The sequence below is a fragment of the Dellaglioa sp. CoH-57-MRSF-16 genome, assembly GCF_056782055.1.
Genome location: NZ_JBXAXZ010000001.1, coordinates 263,186 through 280,098, shown reverse-complemented (window position 1 = coordinate 280,098; position 16,913 = coordinate 263,186). Strand labels below are relative to the sequence as shown.

The window sequence follows — 16,913 nt, the reverse complement described above, 5'->3', positions numbered from 1 at the left end:
CTATTTTAGTGGAGTCCATTTCCAGTTATTAACTTCTGGAAGATCATCACCATTTTCACGGATGTATGATTCATGTTTAGCAACCATAGCTTCCATTTCTTTAACAAATTTATCGCCTGCAGCGCCTAAGTTGCCAGCTTGTAAGACAGCATCTTTAGCAAGGTTGTAACGATCCATTTGGTTCAAGACACGCATATCGAATGGTGTAGTGATATCACCATTTTCACGGTAACCATGGATTGAAACATTGTGGTTATGACGATCATAGAAGATGTCACGAACCATAGCTTCGAAACCATGGAATGCGAATACGACTGGTTTATCAGTTGTAAAGTAACCGTCAAATTCTTCATCAGAGAAACCACGAGGGTCAATCTTAGGATGACGTAATTTTAAGATATCTACAATATTGATGAAACGAATCTTCAATTCTGGGAATGCTGAGTTTAAAAGACTAACAGCAGCTAAAGCTTCTAAGTTAGGTTCTGAACCAGCAGCAGCAATAACAAGATCAGCATCATCGCCCTTAGCAGTACTTGCCCAATCGATAACTTTCAAACCATTGTCAACAAGTTCTTGAGCTTCATCAGCTGAGTAGAATTGAGGACGTGGTTGTTTACTTGAAACGATTAAGTTAATAAGTTCTTCACTTTGAAGAGTCTTATTCATAACAGCTAATAAACTGTTAGAATCAGCAGGTGTATATTCACGGATAAATTCAGGTTTCTTATCAGCTAAATGACCAAGCATACCTGGATCTTGATGAGTATAACCATTGTGATCTTGTTGGAATACAGTTGATGTTGCAATAACATTCAATGATGGGTATTGTTTACGCCATGTTTGTTCTTTGGCTTTACGTAACCACTTGAAATGTTGTGTCAACATTGAATCAACGACACGTAAGAATGATTCATAACTAGCGAAGAAACCATGACGTCCAGTTAAGACATAACCTTCCATCCAACCTTCAGCTTGATGTTCTGATAATTGTGAATCAAGAACACGGCCTACAGGACTTTGCCATTCGTCGTTACCTTCTTTGATTGGTTCTAACCATTGACGGTTAGTAGCTTCAAAGATAGCATTCAAACGGTTTGATTTTGTTTCATCTGGTCCGAAGATACGGAAGTTTTTAGGGTTTTCTTCAATAATATCACGAGCGAAGTCACCGAAAATAATCATATCTTGTGCTGTAACAGCACCTGGAGTTGATGTATCAACAGCATTTTTCTTCCAATCAGGCATAACTAATTTTTGAGGATTAATACCACCGTTAGTAATAGGGTTCATTGCCATACGTTGGTTGCCTTTAGGTGCCATTTCTTTTAGTTCAGGAATTAATTGACCGTCTTTTGTAAATAATTCTTCTGGACGGTATGATTTCATCCATTTAACAAGAGCATCAACATGTTCCATGTGACGTTGGTCTACAGGAATTGGAACTTGATGAGCACGGAATGAGCCTTCGATTGGTTCGTTGTTCCAGACTTCTGGACCAGTCCAGCCTTTTGGTGTACGAACAATCATAACAGGCCATTTAGGCATTGTTGCTTCTTCAGCTGGGTGTTTGCGAGCTTCAGTTTGGATTGCTTTAATTTTTTCGATAGCAAGATCCATTTTTTTAGCCATTTCAGGATGGATGATCTCAGGATCAGTTCCTTCAACGAAAATTGGATCCCAACCCATACCTTCAAAGTATTTTGTTAAATCTGCATCAGATTTACGTGATAAAATTGTAGGATTTGAGATTTTGAAACCATTCATATCAAGGATTGGTAATACAGCACCATCATTAACTGGGTTAATGAAGACATTTGAGAACCAACTTGCTGCTAATGGTCCAGTTTCTGATTCACCATCACCAATTACTGTAGCAGCAATTACGTCAGGGTTATCAAGAATAGCACCAGCGGCATGAGATAATGAATAACCTAATTCGCCACCTTCATGGATTGATCCTGGTGTTTCAGGAGCAGCATGAGAAGCGACACCACCTGGGAATGAAAATTGTTTGAACAATTTTTGCATACCAGTTAAGTCTTCAGTGATTGTTGGGTAGATTTCTGTATAACTACCATCAAGGTAAGCATTAGAAACCATAACTTGGCCACCATGACCAGGTCCTTCAATATAGAACATGTTTAAGTTATATTTATTAATTGCACGGTTTAAATGAGCGTAAATAAAGTTTTGGCCTGAGATTGTTCCCCAATGACCAATAGGGTTAACTTTGATGTCTTCAGGTACGACTTCAGTTTGTAATAATGGATTTTGTTTTAAATAAAGTTGTCCAACTGAAAGGTAGTTTGCTGCACGCCACCAAGCATCAACTTTATCTAAATATGATTTAGATGAAAAATCAGTTTCTGTCATAGTTACACACTCCTATATGTTTTATTTGCTAAAGTTATAGCGCTTTCTATATGTTCATAATAACAAACATTAAATAAAAGTCAATCATTTAATTCATTGGAACGTACCAATTATTTTAAAAAGTAAATAAAAAGCCGTTAAATAGCCTATTTAACGGCCATGAAAGTATTAAATTTAGAAAATTTATAATGAAATCTCATACTTGAATATTCAAATGGGGTACCATTATCTAAGAAGAAAATACCATCCATTATACTAACTGGTTCAGTTGGTTTTAAATTTAAAAGTTTTTGATCATTTTCGTCTGATGGTTCAGCGTAGATTGAAAGCGACGATTTAGTAACTGATTGATTCTGAATATCCTCCAAATAATTAAAAATTGATCCTTTAACAATTGTTTGAGATAAATTAGGAACAATCTTAATTGGAATATAGCCTGTTTCAATCATAAAAGGCGTTTTTTCAAATAAACGTAAGCGAACAATCTTGTAGACAAAATCATCTGTGTCTAAGAAAAGATTGCGTTGTAAATCTTCTGAGGGCGCAATAACTTCAAAACTTAGTACTTTAACTTTAGGGCTTTTACCATTCATTTCAAATCCGTCTGTAACACCTAAGTTAGAGCCTTCATAATTAAAAACGGTTTTATTTTTTAAATATAAGGGATTAATGAAGGTGCCGGAACCGCGTTTTTTAAAAATAATACCGTCGTTAGCCATTTGGCTAAGAGCTCGTTTTACTGAACTACGACTAATTTTATAAGTTTCACTCAAACTACGTTCATCAGGGAGTTTCATGTCGGGAAATTCATCTGCAGCGATTCTTTTTTTAAGTTTACTAATCAGTTGTTTGTAAATTAATTCAGCCATACAAGAGTACTCCTTTCGTAGAGTCAATCTTCATAGTTAACCATAAGTTTTAATAGACGACAAGTCGTCAACTTTCCGGAGAGATAATTATTTTAGAACAAAAAGGTAAGAATTACAGACATTTTAGTAAATATTTTGTACAATGAAGACTATAGTTAAAGGAGTGTGTCTATTGGAAATTTGGCAAAGTTTTATTGAAAATATTAAGTTACGTAGATTTGTTGTACTTTGTGTAATTATGGGTGTTATTTTTCTTGCGAAAGATGTCATTAGCATTGTTCTATTAACTTTTATATTTACATATTTAGTAGTCCGATTGATAAATGTTATTCAAAGACATTCATCAATTAATAGTCGAATAATTGTTATAGGAGTATATCTGGCAATTATCGCGCTGCTTTATTTGGCAGTTACTAAGTATTTTCCTATTTTAGTTTCGCAAACAGTTTCAATGGCACATTATGTGATTAATTTTTATCGTCATCCAGGTAAAGATACAAATCTTGTGATGGAATGGGTACTTAAATCTATTGGTAAATCTCAAATTGTGCCACAATTAAAAAGTAGTTTTACGCTTGTATTTCAATATATAACGAGCATTGGTTTTATGGCAGCAACATTTTTATTATCGCTTATTTTAAGCTTCTTTTATACGATTGAAAAAGATCAGATGACACATTTCTCAAAAAACTTTTTATCAAGTGATTTTGGTTGGTTTTTCCAGGATATTTACTTCTTTGGTGAAAAATTTGTTAAATCATTTGGTGTCGTTATTGAAGCACAATTCTTTATCGCAACTGTTAATACAGTTATTACTGTGATTGGGTTGTACTTCATGCATATGCCACAGCTCTTGCCTTTAGGAATATTAATTTTCTTATTAAGTTTAATTCCAGTCGCAGGGGTATTAATTTCATGTATTCCATTAAGTTTAGTTGGTTATTCGGTTGGTGGCGTACGTGATGTGGTTTACATCTTAATTATGTTAATGGTCGTTCATTTATTAGAATCATATGTATTAAATCCTAAATTTATGTCAAGTCGGACAGAACTACCTATATTCTTTACATTTGTAATCTTGTTAGTCAGTGAAGAATTATTTGGAACGTGGGGCTTGATTGTCGGAATTCCCATTTTCACATTCTTCTTGGATATCTTGGGTGTGAAGTCAATTCCTGGATCTAAAGGACGGATTGGTAAAATTAAAGGAATAAGGAAGGATAGTCAAACTGATGGTAAAGAAAAATAAATTTTTAGCTGATTTTAGAGTGAATAGAAAAAATACAAATTCAGTTAAATGGGATAGTTTAAAAGAGCAATATGGCGATGATAAATTATTGCCACTGTGGGTTGCAGATATGGATTTTAAAGCACCTAAAGCCGTAACTGATGCTTTAATAGCACGGGTACAACATGGTGTTTTTGGTTATTCAACAATTCCTGATTCATATTATGATGCCTTTTTTGATTGGCAACAATCTCGCTATGGGATTGAACTGCATAAGGAATGGATGAGATTTGGAACAGGGGTTGTAAATTCATTATATCAATTAGTCGATTTAATGACGGAACCAGGTGATAGCGTCTTAGTTCAAACACCAGTATATTACCCTTTTTATAGTGCAATTGAAGATAATAACAGACGTATCGTACGAACACCTTTGAAACATGAAAATAATCAATATGAAATGGATTTTGAAGCAATTGAACGAGATATGAAAGCTAATCACGTTAAATTACTTATTCATTGTTCACCGCATAATCCAGTTGGTCGCGTCTGGACTGAAGCTGAACTGACACAACTCTTTGAAATTTGTCGTGAAAATAAAGTGATGGTAATTTCGGATGAAATTCATCAAGATTTAATTGTGGGAAAAAAACCATTTGTATCAGCTTTATCAATAGACGAAGGTCGTTATCGAGATAATATGGTTGTCGTTAATGCTCCCTCAAAAACATTTAATTTAGCTGCTTTACAAAACTCGCATATCATTATTCCAAACGCGCAATTACGAGCTAAGTACGATAAAATGGTACAGCGTTTGAACAAACCTGAGGGTAGTTTAATGGGATGTGTTGCTGGAGAGGCGGCTTATCGTTCAGGAGCAGTTTGGTTAGATGAAATTCTGAGTATCGTAAGGACCAATTATTTAGAAGTCAGCCACCAATTAGTCAATAAATTTCCAGAAATTAAAATTAGTGAACTAGAAGGCACATACTTGATGTGGATTGACCTTTCAGCATATGTAAATCCCAGTCGGATGAAAGAATTTATTCAGAATGAGTGTGGCTTAGCTATTGATTATGGACAATGGTTTAGTGAAGAAACGCCAGGCTTTATTCGAATGAATTTGGCAACTGATTTAGGAACGGTTCAAACAGCTGTTGATCAGTTGTTAAAGGGACTCAAAAGTGCAAAGCTAAATCGCTTAAATTAGACTATTAATTTATTTCATTTCAGTGTAAAATAAACCAGTAAACTAAAAATAGAAAAAGAGGATTTTATCTTATGGCAAAATTAGTATTTATTCGTCACGGACAAAGTGAATGGAACTTATCTAACCTTTTCACAGGTTGGGTAGATGTTAACTTGAGCGAACAAGGCGTTGCTGAAGCACAAGCAGCTGGTAAAAAGATTAAAGAAGCTGGAATCGAATTTGATCAAGCTTATACATCTGTTTTAACACGTGCTATTAAAACATTACATTACGCACTTGAAGGTTCAGACCAATTATGGGTTCCTGAAATCAAATCATGGCGCTTAAATGAACGTCATTATGGTGCATTACAAGGCCAAAACAAAGCCGAAGCAGCAGAACAATTCGGTGAAGATCAAGTTCTTGTATGGCGTCGTTCATACGATACATTACCTCCACTTTTAAGCGCAACTGATGAAGGTTCAGCAGCTAACGATCGTCGTTATGCTGATTTAGATCCTAAAGCTATCCCAGGTGGCGAAAACTTAAAAGTTACTTTGGAACGTGTTATTCCTTTCTGGGAAGACGAAATCGCTCCTAAATTACTTGAAGGCAAAAATGTAATCGTTGCTGCACATGGTAACTCATTACGTGCCCTTACAAAATACATTGAAAACATCTCTGATGCAGACATCATGGGCGTTGAAATGGCAACTGGCGAACCAGTTGTTTACGATCTTGATGACAAATTAAACATCGTAAGCAAAATTAAACTTTAATATTAATAAAAAACCTGATGACAATTTTATGTCATCAGGTTTTTTTGTATTAGTCAATAATTGGCGAAAAAGTCGGTAGTTTTAGCAGTTAAAACCAGAAAGCGCTTGCCAAAGCAAATAATATGTATTATATTGATGTAATCGAATACACATTCTATTTGATAAATATATCAAAGAAATGAAGGAGAAACGTTATGGCAAAAGTTATTACTGTTTTGGGCTCAACTAATATTGATAAGGTTGTTTCTGTACCCCGTTTCGCAACTAGCGGCGAAACTTTACACACACCAAATCATCAAGTTGAAGCAATGGGTGGAAAAGGATTGAACCAAGGTGTTGCCGCTGCACGTTCTGGTGCAAAGACTAACATGATTACAAAAGTTGGTAAAGAATTTGATACCTCAAAGAATATGAATGTTGAAAACTTAAGCACTGAACATGTGATTGTTTCAGATACTGAAGAAACTGGACAAGCTTATATTACTGTTTCAGCCGAAACAGGCGATAATATTATCCATATTTATGGTGGCGCTAATGCTGATATGACACCAGCTGATGTACGCGCACATGAAGCTGCCATTGCTGAATCAGATTTTTTGATTGCGCAATTAGAAATTCCAACAGAATCAGTTATTGAAGGTTTCAAGATTGCACGCGAACATGGTGTTAAAACAATTTTGAACCCAGCTCCAATGCCTGAAAATGGTGGACTACCAGCTGAATTATTAGAATTAACTGATATTATTACACCAAATGAACATGAAACATTCTTATTGACTGGGATAGAAGTGACTGATGAACATTCAATGATACACAATGCTGCGTACTATTTTGAACGTGGAATTAATACCGTAATCATTACAATTGGCTCAGAAGGTTCTTTCTACATGCGTGATAATGGTGAAGAAGGAGTCGTTCCAGCATTTAAGGTTAAGGCTGTTGATACAACTGCTGCCGGCGATACTTTTATTGGTGCTACAGCAACACGTTTACATGCTAATTTAGATAATTTAGCTGAAGCTATGCGTTATGGATCAGCTGCTTCATCTGTAACGGTGTCACATGCTGGTGCACAACCAAGTATTCCAACTGAATCTGCTGTATTAGCTGTTTTGGATGCTAATAAATAAATTTAAATTGTTGAATGGGAGATAAATTATGCGTAAAACTAATCTTTTGAATACAAAATTATCAAATGCTATTTCTGAAATTGGACATACACAATGGTTAACAATTGGTGACTCAGGCCTACCAATTAAGGATGATGGACGTAAAATTGATCTTTCAATCGTACGTGGATTACCATTATTTATTGATGTTTTAGCTGCAACACTTTCTGAAATGAAAATTCAAAAAGCTTTTTTAGCTGAAGAAATTAAAACGGTTAATCCTGAACAATATGCTGCTATCAAGGCTTTATTAGATGATGATGTTGAAGTTGTTTTCATTTCACATGATGAATTGAAATCGATGAGTCGTGATGATAATAATATTGCTACAGTACGAACAGGTGAAATCACACCATTTTCAAATATCGTTTTGGAATCAAATGTTGATTTTGAAGGCGAAGCAATTAAATAGTTATTAATATAAGGATAGGATGATATAAAAATGAATATGTTAGGATTATTTTTCTCACTTTTAGCAATTATTGGTTGGAGTGCATATCCAACTTTAGTATCATATTTTGGCGGTAAACCAGTTCAAGGTATTTTTGGAGCAACATGGGGAACTTTGATTGTTGCAATCGTCCTTTCATTAGTCATGGGAATGCCCATGTTACAAGGTTCTAATTTTTGGTTAGCATTTTTCTCAGGGGCAGCTTGGGCCTTTGGAAATGTTTTAACTATTATGGCTTTTGGGATGAAAGATCAGGATGGAAATGCTTTAGGTTCTGCTAAAGCAATGCCAATCTCAACAGCTTTCCAAATTACAGCAAATGTAGTTTGGGGTGTTGTAATGCTTGGTAACTGGGGTCCAGTTTCATCAAAATTATATGGATTCATCGCTGTATTTGTTATCTTGGTTGGAGCTTATATGACAACTTATCAAGAAAAGAAATCAGCTGGAAATAAAGAACTACTTACAAAGGCAGTTGGTGTCTTATTGATTGCCCAAGTTGGTTATTCATTATATGGTATCCTTCCACAATATACTAAAAATACTGATGGTATGCATATGTTTTTAGCACAAGCTATCGGGATGGCAGCATTTGGATTAATTCTTGGAATTTATGAATTAACGAAAAATAAAAATAACATTTTTACACAAAGTGTTACGTACAAACAAATTTTTTCTGGTTTCTTCTTTGCAATGGCAGCATTGGGTTATTTAGTTTCAGCTCAACCTGCAATGCTTGGATTGGCAACTGGATTCGTCCTTTCACAAGTTTCAATTGTTGGAGCAACGATTTCAGGAATTGTCGTTATGCGCACTAAAAAAACGGGTAAAGAATGGTTAGTTATTATTATTGGTCTTATACTAATTGTAATTGCGGCTTCTGTAACAGTTTTCTTAAAAAACTAGATAAAATTAATTTTAAAACCTTGATAACAATACTATGTTATCAAGGCTTTTTGTTATTATTTGATTTAAAATGTCATAAAATGATAAAAAAATAAACATTAACTAGAACTCACTATGATATTTAAAACCTACTTTCCGATTCAAGTTATAAAAGTCAAAATAATTGTAATTATCAGTTTAGGTGCTAGGATTGGACTTATAAATAAGATAATAGGAGGAATCATCATGGGGGATTTAACAACAAATGAAGGTCAAACATGGGCGAATAATCAAAATTCACAAACAGCTGGGGCTCGTGGACCGGTTTTAGTTCAAGATTACCAATTACTAGAAAAATTGGCACATTTTAATCGAGAACGTATTCCAGAAAGAGTGGTCCATGCAAAAGGGGCAGGGGCTAAAGGCTATTTTGAATTAACTAGAGATATGAGTGATTATACTATGGCAGGTCTTTTCAATGGTTTGGGCAAGAAAACGCCAGTCATAACCCGTTTTTCACAAGTAGCTGGTGAGGCAGGTTATCCGGATACTTATCGAGATGTACGAGGATTTGCAGTAAGATTTTATACAGATGAAGGTAACTACGATATTGTGGGTAATAATACGCCCGTTTTCTTTATTAATGATGCTTTGAAATTCCCAGATTTTATACATTCCCAAAAGCGTGACCCAAAAACGCATGCTAGAAGTCAGGATATGCAGTGGGATTTCTGGTCGTTATCACCTGAAACAGTTCACCAAGTAACAATGCTTATGAGTGATCGTGGGATCCCTGCTAGTTACCGAATGATGCACGGTTATGGAAGTCATACTTTTAAATGGGTAAACAAGCAAGGTGAACAATTTTGGGTTAAATATCATTTCAAAACAAACCAAGGTGTTCATAATTTAAGTAATGAGGTTGCTGAAGAATTAAGAGGAAAAGATTCTGATTACTTACAAAATGATTTGTATAATGCGATTGAGGATCAAGATTACCCCAGTTGGACAGTAGCCGTACAAATTGTGCCTTACAAAGCAGGATTAGCCTATCCGCAAGATATCTTTGATGTTACGAAAGTTATTTCGCAAAAGGACTATCCATTAATTGAAATTGGCCAAATGGTTTTAGATGAAAATCCAAAAAATAATTTTGAAGATATTGAAGAATTAGCATTTTCACCAGCTAACTTCGTTCCAGGAATTGAAGCCTCACCAGATAAATTACTCCAAGGACGCTTATTTGGTTATAAAGATGCTGCAAGATATAGATTAGGTGCTAACTATGAACAATTGGCAACTAACCGTCCTAAAAATGAGGTTCATAATTATGAACGAGATGGTTTAATGGCGCAAAATCAGAACGGTGATGTTAACTATGAGCCCAACAGTTTAGGTGGACCTGAAGAAAATCGCCATGCAGAAGTTCATGGTGATACATTGGATGGAAAAGTAGGCAACTATTCAGTAAATGAGGATTATTATACTGCTGCCGGTAAATTATATCGATTGTTACCTACTGATGAAAAAGCACGTTTAATTGAAAATATTAAATTAAATCTGGGACAAGTTAAAGATATTGAGATAAAGATTCGTGAAACTAAACAGTTTTATCAAGCTGATAAGGAATACGGAACACGTGTCGCAGAAGCATTAGGGTTAGAACTAAGCTTAATTAAATAATTCTTTCGGTGTATTAAAATGTTTAACAAAAAAAAGGAATAAATCACTGTAATCAAACAGCGATTTATTCCTTTTTTTTGTGTTGTTTACATGCCGTGTTCTAAAAGATACTTGTAAGAAATATCTGATAAATCGGGTGAGATACGGACACGATGCAAGGTGAATAGTCCTTGGCTTTCATTAGCGAGTCCTGGTAATGTCGTTAGACCAAGTTTGTAGCCTGCATCTTTAGCAAGTTTAGCGGTCTGGTTATTGAAGCGACCAACTGGATAACAAATAATTGATGTCTCTTGATGAAATTTATTGTTTAGCCATTTTTTCGAATTCTTAAATTCAAAAGTTTGTTGTGCATCGGTCATCTGATTAAGTTCCTCATGATGGACAGTATGACTTTGAATACTTACTAAACCTGATTTTCGCATCTCGTTCATTTGTGGCATAGTTAGTTTGTTTATGTGGCCAAAGTGGCTTGTAATATAGTTGATGGTTGCTTTTTGATGATATTTTTTGAGAGCAGGATAAGCTTTTTCATAGTTATCCTTGTAACCATCATCAAAAGTAATCCAAACAATTTTATTAGCAGGTTTTTTATGTGTTTTAAAAACTTCGATAGCTTCAGCAGGTGATAACGTGTAGTAACCATTTTTTTTAAGCCACTGCATTTGATGGGCAAATTGTGCTTCAGGAATACGAAGTGAATTTCCAACAGAAATACTATGATACATTAAAATTGGAAATTCGGTCTGGCCCTTAAATGATTTCCAATGCGAACTGTCTATTTTAGTATTTGAAATGAGCTTATTTTTCTTAATAGTTTTCTTGGGTAAAGATGAACTTACCTTTTTAGAGCTATTTTTTTGGTGATTAGTATTGGAAACGGAGTGAGAATTTTGAATGAAAAAGAATAATGAACCAATAGAGACGATTAGGACTAAGAATAATAAGATAAACCAACCTTTTTTATGTTTTAACATGATGAACTCCTTTTATGAGAAACGATACTATCTAATTTACCACGCTAAGGTAGTAAGATTCAATTTTTACGCGGATAAAGTCAATAAATGTAAAAAAAGGTAAGGCTATGATAGTATAAAGTACATATTAAATATTTAATTGGGGGAAAATATGCGTAGAACATTTCATTTTTTAAATCAAAGTTATAAGGAATTTTTTCAACACTGGAAATTGTATTTTATTTTAGTAGTTGTTACTAATTATATTTTATCTGCAGTGGTACAACCAATCTTAACTTGGGTGGTAAGCCAGATACTTAGTAGTAACCAAGTCGAATATTTAACCTATACTAACATTATTTCGGTTATTGAGGATAAACCTATATTATTAATTGAGTTTATCCTTGTTATATTAGTTATATTAAGTATTGTTTATATTCAAATGTCTTTCATGATCAGGGGTATTCAAGCTATTCGTTATGATTTAAAAATTGAATTTAAGTCATTATTAAAACAATCAATTCATGACGTTTTAGAGTTACGTCCTTTAACAGCGTTGCTCGTTATTTTTTACTTCGTTTTAATTTTACCATTTGGACAAGTCTTATTTACATCTACTTTATTAAATAAGGTGACTATTCCAGATTTTATTCTTCAAGATATGTGGACAAGTCCAGCTATCTGGGGCCCAATACTTTTAGTCTATGGTGTAGCATTTTTCTTCTCTATCCGATTAATTAGTTTTATTCCAACTATGTTGTTTAGTTCAGAAAAAAGAATCGGTCATTTAATTAAACAAAGTTGGGAAGCTGGACGTGGCAAATTTTGGATAACCGTCACAAAAGGATTAGTAATTACGGCTTCTATAGCTTTTATATCAGGAATTGTTCAAATTAGTTTGTTCCTAATTCAGAACTATGTAGATAATCATTTTCAAAATCAAGCATTTATGATTGTGATGTTTAATCTGTTTATTTTGGAAATTTTAGGACAAATCGTATTAGCTTTAAGTGTGACTATGTTGTTAGGTATTGCGCTAGATGTTTTTGAAGAACAACAACCGCATTTGAAACCCGTTCAAGAAACATTCTATAAAGAGAAACGCTTTATTAAATTACAGAAAGTTAGTGTCGTTGTTCTCCTGATACTAGTTGCAGGGACAGCTTCTATTTATAATTATGTTTACTTAAAGGGGATGCTAAATGACTATCCAGTTCTTATTTCTCACCGTGGAGTTGATGATGGAAATGGTGTACAAAATACCATTCCTGCCTTAGAAAAAACAGCTAAAGAGAAACCTGATTACATCGAAATGGATATTCAAGAAACAAAAGACCATAAATTTGTTGTTATGCATGATCCAAATTTGGAAAATTTAGCGAATGTTAATCGGACAGTACATGATTTAACATTATCCGAGTTAACAGCATTAACTGTTCGTGAAAATGGTTATTCAGCTAAAATTCCAAGTTTCGATGAATATTTAAAGGCAGCAGAGAAGAATCATCAAAAATTATTAGTTGAAATCAAAGTATCTCCGCAAGATAGTCCCAATATGACTAAAAACTTTGTTAAAAAATATCAAAAAAGACTATTAGCTGATAAGGATCGAATTCATTCTTTAAGTTATGATGTTGTTTCACAAGTAAAAAAACAAGCACCAAAGCTTTATATCAGTTTTATTATTCCATATAATATATCATTTCCAGAAACACCAGCAAATGCGTACACTATGGAAGCTACAACTCTAGATGACTCATTTGTGAGCAAGGCACATGATAAGAACCAGGATGTCTATGCTTGGACTGTAAATGATGAAACGATTATGCAAAAGATGTTATTTATGAACGTTGATGGTATTATTACGGATGACTTTGGTACACTTAAACAAGTTGTTCAAGCTAATAATGATCATCCAAGTTATGCAAGTAAATTATCAATATTCTCAAATAGATTAACGGGAATTAGCATAACAATCGATAATTAAATTAGTTAGGTTAGGAAACATAAATTAGAAAAGATTACTATAGATTAGTAGTCTTTTTTAATTTTGTCTAGATGTTAACGTTTACACTATTTAGGTGGCATGCTATGCTTAAGTTGCTACTAAACTGAAATCAGAGGAGTGTCTAGTAAGTATGATTAAAATTATCGCATCAGATATGGACGGCACGTTATTAAATAATGAAAATAGTATTTCGAAGGGTAACGCAGCGGCTATTAAGAAGGCTCAAGAAATGGGAGTGACTTTTGTTGTTGCCACTGGACGAAGTTATGATGAGGTAAAACCCTTAATTGACGCAGCAGGTATTAGTGCACCGATGATTAATTATAATGGGGGCGCTACGGTAACTGAGGAAGGCAAACAAATTAATAGTTTTCCAATATCAAAAAAAGAGGCACAAAAACTCATTAAATTTTTGAAGAATGAACATGCCTTTTTCAAAGTTATGACGTCAAAAGGTGTTTATTCAGATGATCCTCTTAAATATGATGAAGCGGTTATCAAATTAAACTTAAATCCTATTCATTATATAGACGATTACAGTGAAATTATTGATGATTCTGAAATAGATTTGTTTAAATTTCTTATTCGAAAAACGGATGAATCAGATGACTTATCTGTTTTAAAAAATAAAATTGAAGAAAATGAAACACTCATTGTGACTTCTTCAGGGGATAATAATCTTGAAGTTAATCATGTTAATGCACAAAAAGGGATTGCGTTGAAAAAATTTGCTGATAGTATGGGTATTCCTATGTCAGAAGTGATGGCAATTGGCGATAATTTGAATGATATATCGATGTTAAAAGCTGCAGGTATCAGTTATGCAATGGAGAATGGTCATCAAATTAATAAAGATATTTCTAATCATCATGCAAAAAAGAATGATGAAGATGGTGTTGGATTAGCTATTTTAGAACAATTAGCTCAAAAATAAGACAAAAGGACTAAATCCCATTTACGGGATTTAGTCCTTTTGTCTTAATATTTAATCAGCAATTAAATCACCAGCAGTTGGGCCAGCATCTAATTTGTAAATACGTTCAACATCAATGATGACAGCATAGTACATTTTTGGTAAATGGCGTTCTTCACCAAATTTAACAGCATCGTCAAAAATTTTACCGGAATCAATTAAATGTGCTGTGCCTTCAAACCGGAAGCCTTTTAGATTAGGACGATCTATAACAGCAACAGCTGCACGGCCATTATTTTGAAGATTGTGTAATGCATGTTTAGCTGTTTCTTCATTATAAATCAAATGCGTATCATCAAAAACACGCATTGATCCTTTAGGACCAACTTGTGGGAACCCATTTTCATCTACGGTTGAAAGAAAATTAAGTTGTTCAGGAATCATTTTTTTCATATCTTCTGTTAATTTTGCCATTATAAAATCTCCTTTTTATTTACTTATTATAAGTAAAACTTATCATGATTAAGGTATATTGGCAAAATATTAGCTTTACAAAAAACTTGCAAATAGGGCTAAAAAAACTATACTTATATGAGTCTAATAGTGATTTCTAAAAGGACTTCGAAGAAAGACGCTAAAGTGATATGTATAGATTATTAATTTTAACAGTACTAATGAGTCGTAATATGTCAGGATATAAGTTACGATTGGTATTGGAAAAATGGTCGTCCATGATTCTAAATGGAATGAAACTTATTGCTTTAAAATATGTGGTATGAATTATATTGGTGTAGTGGAGCAAATTAAAGATATACAAAAGGAGAATAAAAAATGAAAAAAGCAACAAATCGTTGGGTAGCATTGTTCGCTATGAGTTTAGGTGTTTTTATGGGCCTTTTAGATGTTACTGTTGTAAATGTTGCTTTACCAAGTATGGCAGTTGATTTTAAAACAACATTTAGTGATTTACAATGGATATTAAATGCATATACGTTAATGTATGCAGTCAGTTTATTAATTGTTTCAAAATTAGGTGATATGTTTGGACGAAAAAAAGTCTTCATCGCTAGTACAATTTTGTTTACGATTGCATCTGTTGTAAATGGGCTTGCACCAAACTTATTAGTTCTTGATTTTGGTCGAGCAGTTCAAGCAATTGGTGGTTCAGGAATGATGAGTTTATCAATGGCGTTAGTTGCGTCTAACTTTGAAGGCCGAGAACGTGGGACAGCACTTGGTATTTTAGGATCAGTTATTGGATTCTCAACAGCAATCGGACCTTTAGTTGGTGGATTTTTAGTTGAGAACTTTGGTTGGCCTTCAATTTTCTTTGTTAATCTACCGGTCGGTATCATTGCGATTTATTTGGTTATTAGAAATGTTAAAGAAACACCTGCATATGGCGCTGGGGAATCGATTGATTTTATAGGAATGATTCTTTCAGCAGTTGGATTATTTGCTGGTATTTATGGCTTAATTCAAAAAGAACAACATATGCATTGGGCTTGGACTGATATGCATGTTATGGGATGGTTAATTGCATCAATTTTAATCTTAACTGCCTTTGTTTTTGTAGAGTTAAAAGTTAAATCGCCAATGATGAATTTAACATTATTAACAAATCGTCATTTTGTTGGTGTTGTAATTCTTGCATTTGCACTTGGTGCTGGTATCTTTGCGTTAGCCGCTTATCAAACAAGTTTAATGCAAAATTATATGGGATATTCAGCCTTTTCCACGGGATTACATCAACTACCTATGAGTTTATGGTCGCTTGTCTTAGGTCCTTTTACAGGAGTTCTAGGATACAAGTTTGGTAAAAAGTGGATGATTTCACTTGGATTTATCGTTGCCTCACTTGGTTTATTTACGTTTAGCCAGGTAACAACAACGGACTTTACCTACATGCAATTACTTCCGCTTCTTGTATTAACTGGATTGGGTAACGCTATTATTAATCCGATGATTAATACTGCTGCTATGGATAATATTAATCCAAAAGAAATTGGCATGGCATCTGGTTTATTGAATGTTTTTCGTCAAATTGGAATAACAGTAGGCGTTGTAATTCTTGGTTTAGCACAAACTAAAGCATATGAATCAAGTTTGAGCACTGGTTTTAGTGATAGTCATATTCCTAGTGTAGCTGCAACGGGTATTCAGCAAGCCTTAGTAAATGCAGGAGCATTTTCTGGACATATGGTTGCGTGGAGTCAAAAAATAATAGCGACTCCTTATGCTGATAAAGTTCAAAAGATTGTTTTAACAGCTTTTGATAAAGGCATGATTCAAGTTGTTTTAACATCATTGGTCATTATGATTATTGGAATTCTAGCAGCAGTCTTTTTATTAAGAGAAACAAAAAGTGTCGATCAAAAATTAGATAAATAAAAAAACTTTTTTTATGTCA

14 protein-coding genes are annotated in these 16,913 nt (G+C 33.9%); 10 read left to right on the top strand and 4 right to left on the bottom strand.

What is annotated here, in order from left to right; genetic code table 11:
* On the bottom strand, window positions 1–2,376 hold the full coding sequence (locus tag AC1RPH_RS01260; protein ID WP_481761054.1) for a phosphoketolase family protein: 2,376 nt from the start codon (window positions 2,374–2,376) through the stop codon (window positions 1–3).
* 146 nt (window positions 2,377–2,522) lie between these two features.
* A complete protein-coding gene (locus AC1RPH_RS01255; protein WP_481761053.1) occupies window positions 2,523–3,245 on the bottom strand; it encodes a GntR family transcriptional regulator in 723 nt (240 codons plus the stop codon).
* Between the two features lie 172 nt (window positions 3,246–3,417).
* Here AC1RPH_RS01255 and AC1RPH_RS01250 point away from each other — a divergent pair, with 172 nt between their 5' ends.
* The 7 genes from AC1RPH_RS01250 (at window position 3,418) to AC1RPH_RS01220 (ending at window position 10,629) form a co-directional block, all read left to right on the top strand.
* Window positions 3,418–4,494 carry an AI-2E family transporter gene (locus AC1RPH_RS01250; protein ID WP_481761052.1) on the top strand — a complete coding sequence of 359 codons (1,077 nt, stop codon included), beginning with the start codon at window positions 3,418–3,420 and terminating at the stop codon, window positions 4,492–4,494.
* Window positions 4,478–5,683: a MalY/PatB family protein gene (locus AC1RPH_RS01245; RefSeq protein ID WP_481761051.1), complete on the top strand. Its 1,206-nt coding sequence runs from the start codon at window positions 4,478–4,480 to the stop codon at window positions 5,681–5,683. The genes AC1RPH_RS01250 and AC1RPH_RS01245 overlap by 17 nt, the downstream gene beginning before the upstream one ends.
* A 71-nt stretch (window positions 5,684–5,754) precedes the next feature.
* Window positions 5,755–6,441 (top strand): 2,3-diphosphoglycerate-dependent phosphoglycerate mutase, encoded by a 687-nt coding sequence (locus AC1RPH_RS01240; RefSeq protein ID WP_409021802.1) that lies wholly within the window; start codon window positions 5,755–5,757, stop codon window positions 6,439–6,441.
* A 194-nt stretch (window positions 6,442–6,635) separates the two neighbouring features.
* Complete coding sequence (gene rbsK, locus AC1RPH_RS01235) at window positions 6,636–7,571, top strand: ribokinase (RefSeq protein WP_481761050.1); 936 nt, start codon at window positions 6,636–6,638, stop codon at window positions 7,569–7,571.
* A gap of 28 nt (window positions 7,572–7,599) precedes the next feature.
* A complete protein-coding gene (gene rbsD / locus AC1RPH_RS01230; RefSeq protein WP_409021800.1) occupies window positions 7,600–8,022 on the top strand; it encodes a D-ribose pyranase in 423 nt (140 codons plus the stop codon).
* A 30-nt stretch (window positions 8,023–8,052) separates the two neighbouring features.
* On the top strand, window positions 8,053–8,967 hold the full coding sequence (locus AC1RPH_RS01225) for a GRP family sugar transporter (protein WP_481761049.1): 915 nt from the start codon (window positions 8,053–8,055) through the stop codon (window positions 8,965–8,967).
* A gap of 222 nt (window positions 8,968–9,189) precedes the next feature.
* On the top strand, window positions 9,190–10,629 hold the full coding sequence (locus AC1RPH_RS01220) for a catalase (protein ID WP_481761145.1): 1,440 nt from the start codon (window positions 9,190–9,192) through the stop codon (window positions 10,627–10,629).
* 86 nt (window positions 10,630–10,715) lie between these two features.
* Here AC1RPH_RS01220 and AC1RPH_RS01215 read toward each other — a convergent pair whose 3' ends face one another.
* Window positions 10,716–11,603 (bottom strand): polysaccharide deacetylase family protein, encoded by an 888-nt coding sequence (locus AC1RPH_RS01215; protein WP_481761048.1) that lies wholly within the window; start codon window positions 11,601–11,603, stop codon window positions 10,716–10,718.
* Between the two features lie 151 nt (window positions 11,604–11,754).
* On the opposite strand from AC1RPH_RS01215, the gene AC1RPH_RS01210 reads away from it, so the two are divergent.
* Together AC1RPH_RS01210 and AC1RPH_RS01205 are read left to right on the top strand one after the other, a co-directional pair.
* Window positions 11,755–13,569 carry a glycerophosphoryl diester phosphodiesterase membrane domain-containing protein gene (locus AC1RPH_RS01210; RefSeq protein ID WP_481761047.1) on the top strand — a complete coding sequence of 605 codons (1,815 nt, stop codon included), beginning with the start codon at window positions 11,755–11,757 and terminating at the stop codon, window positions 13,567–13,569.
* 151 nt (window positions 13,570–13,720) lie between these two features.
* The gene (locus tag AC1RPH_RS01205) at window positions 13,721–14,524 is read left to right on the top strand and encodes a Cof-type HAD-IIB family hydrolase (RefSeq protein ID WP_481761046.1); all 804 of its coding nucleotides are present in this window, start codon (window positions 13,721–13,723) and stop codon (window positions 14,522–14,524) included.
* A gap of 51 nt (window positions 14,525–14,575) precedes the next feature.
* Here the strand turns inward: AC1RPH_RS01205 and AC1RPH_RS01200 are convergent, their stop codons facing one another.
* On the bottom strand, window positions 14,576–14,977 hold the full coding sequence (locus AC1RPH_RS01200; RefSeq protein ID WP_481761045.1) for a pyridoxamine 5'-phosphate oxidase family protein: 402 nt from the start codon (window positions 14,975–14,977) through the stop codon (window positions 14,576–14,578).
* A gap of 357 nt (window positions 14,978–15,334) precedes the next feature.
* On the opposite strand from AC1RPH_RS01200, the gene AC1RPH_RS01195 reads away from it, so the two are divergent.
* Entirely contained in the window at window positions 15,335–16,894 is a 1,560-nt protein-coding gene (locus AC1RPH_RS01195) for an MFS transporter (protein ID WP_481761044.1), read from the top strand.
* Window positions 16,895–16,913 lie beyond the last annotated feature (19 nt).

Bases quoted from the DNA above. Each gene is read 5' to 3' on its own strand.
- AC1RPH_RS01210 (WP_481761047.1), top strand. From the start codon at position 11,755: ATGCGTAGAACATTTCATTTTTTAAATCAAAGTTATAAGGAATTTTTT.
- AC1RPH_RS01225 (WP_481761049.1), top strand. From the start codon at position 8,053: ATGAATATGTTAGGATTATTTTTCTCACTTTTAGCAATTATTGGTTGG.
- AC1RPH_RS01255 (WP_481761053.1), bottom strand. From the start codon at position 3,245: ATGGCTGAATTAATTTACAAACAACTGATTAGTAAACTTAAAAAAAGA.
- rbsD (WP_409021800.1), top strand. From the start codon at position 7,600: ATGCGTAAAACTAATCTTTTGAATACAAAATTATCAAATGCTATTTCT.
- AC1RPH_RS01205 (WP_481761046.1), top strand. From the start codon at position 13,721: ATGATTAAAATTATCGCATCAGATATGGACGGCACGTTATTAAATAAT.
- AC1RPH_RS01260 (WP_481761054.1), bottom strand. From the start codon at position 2,376: ATGACAGAAACTGATTTTTCATCTAAATCATATTTAGATAAAGTTGAT.
- AC1RPH_RS01195 (WP_481761044.1), top strand. From the start codon at position 15,335: ATGAAAAAAGCAACAAATCGTTGGGTAGCATTGTTCGCTATGAGTTTA.
- AC1RPH_RS01215 (WP_481761048.1), bottom strand. From the start codon at position 11,603: ATGTTAAAACATAAAAAAGGTTGGTTTATCTTATTATTCTTAGTCCTA.
- rbsK (WP_481761050.1), top strand. From the start codon at position 6,636: ATGGCAAAAGTTATTACTGTTTTGGGCTCAACTAATATTGATAAGGTT.
- AC1RPH_RS01245 (WP_481761051.1), top strand. From the start codon at position 4,478: ATGGTAAAGAAAAATAAATTTTTAGCTGATTTTAGAGTGAATAGAAAA.
- AC1RPH_RS01200 (WP_481761045.1), bottom strand. From the start codon at position 14,977: ATGGCAAAATTAACAGAAGATATGAAAAAAATGATTCCTGAACAACTT.
- AC1RPH_RS01240 (WP_409021802.1), top strand. From the start codon at position 5,755: ATGGCAAAATTAGTATTTATTCGTCACGGACAAAGTGAATGGAACTTA.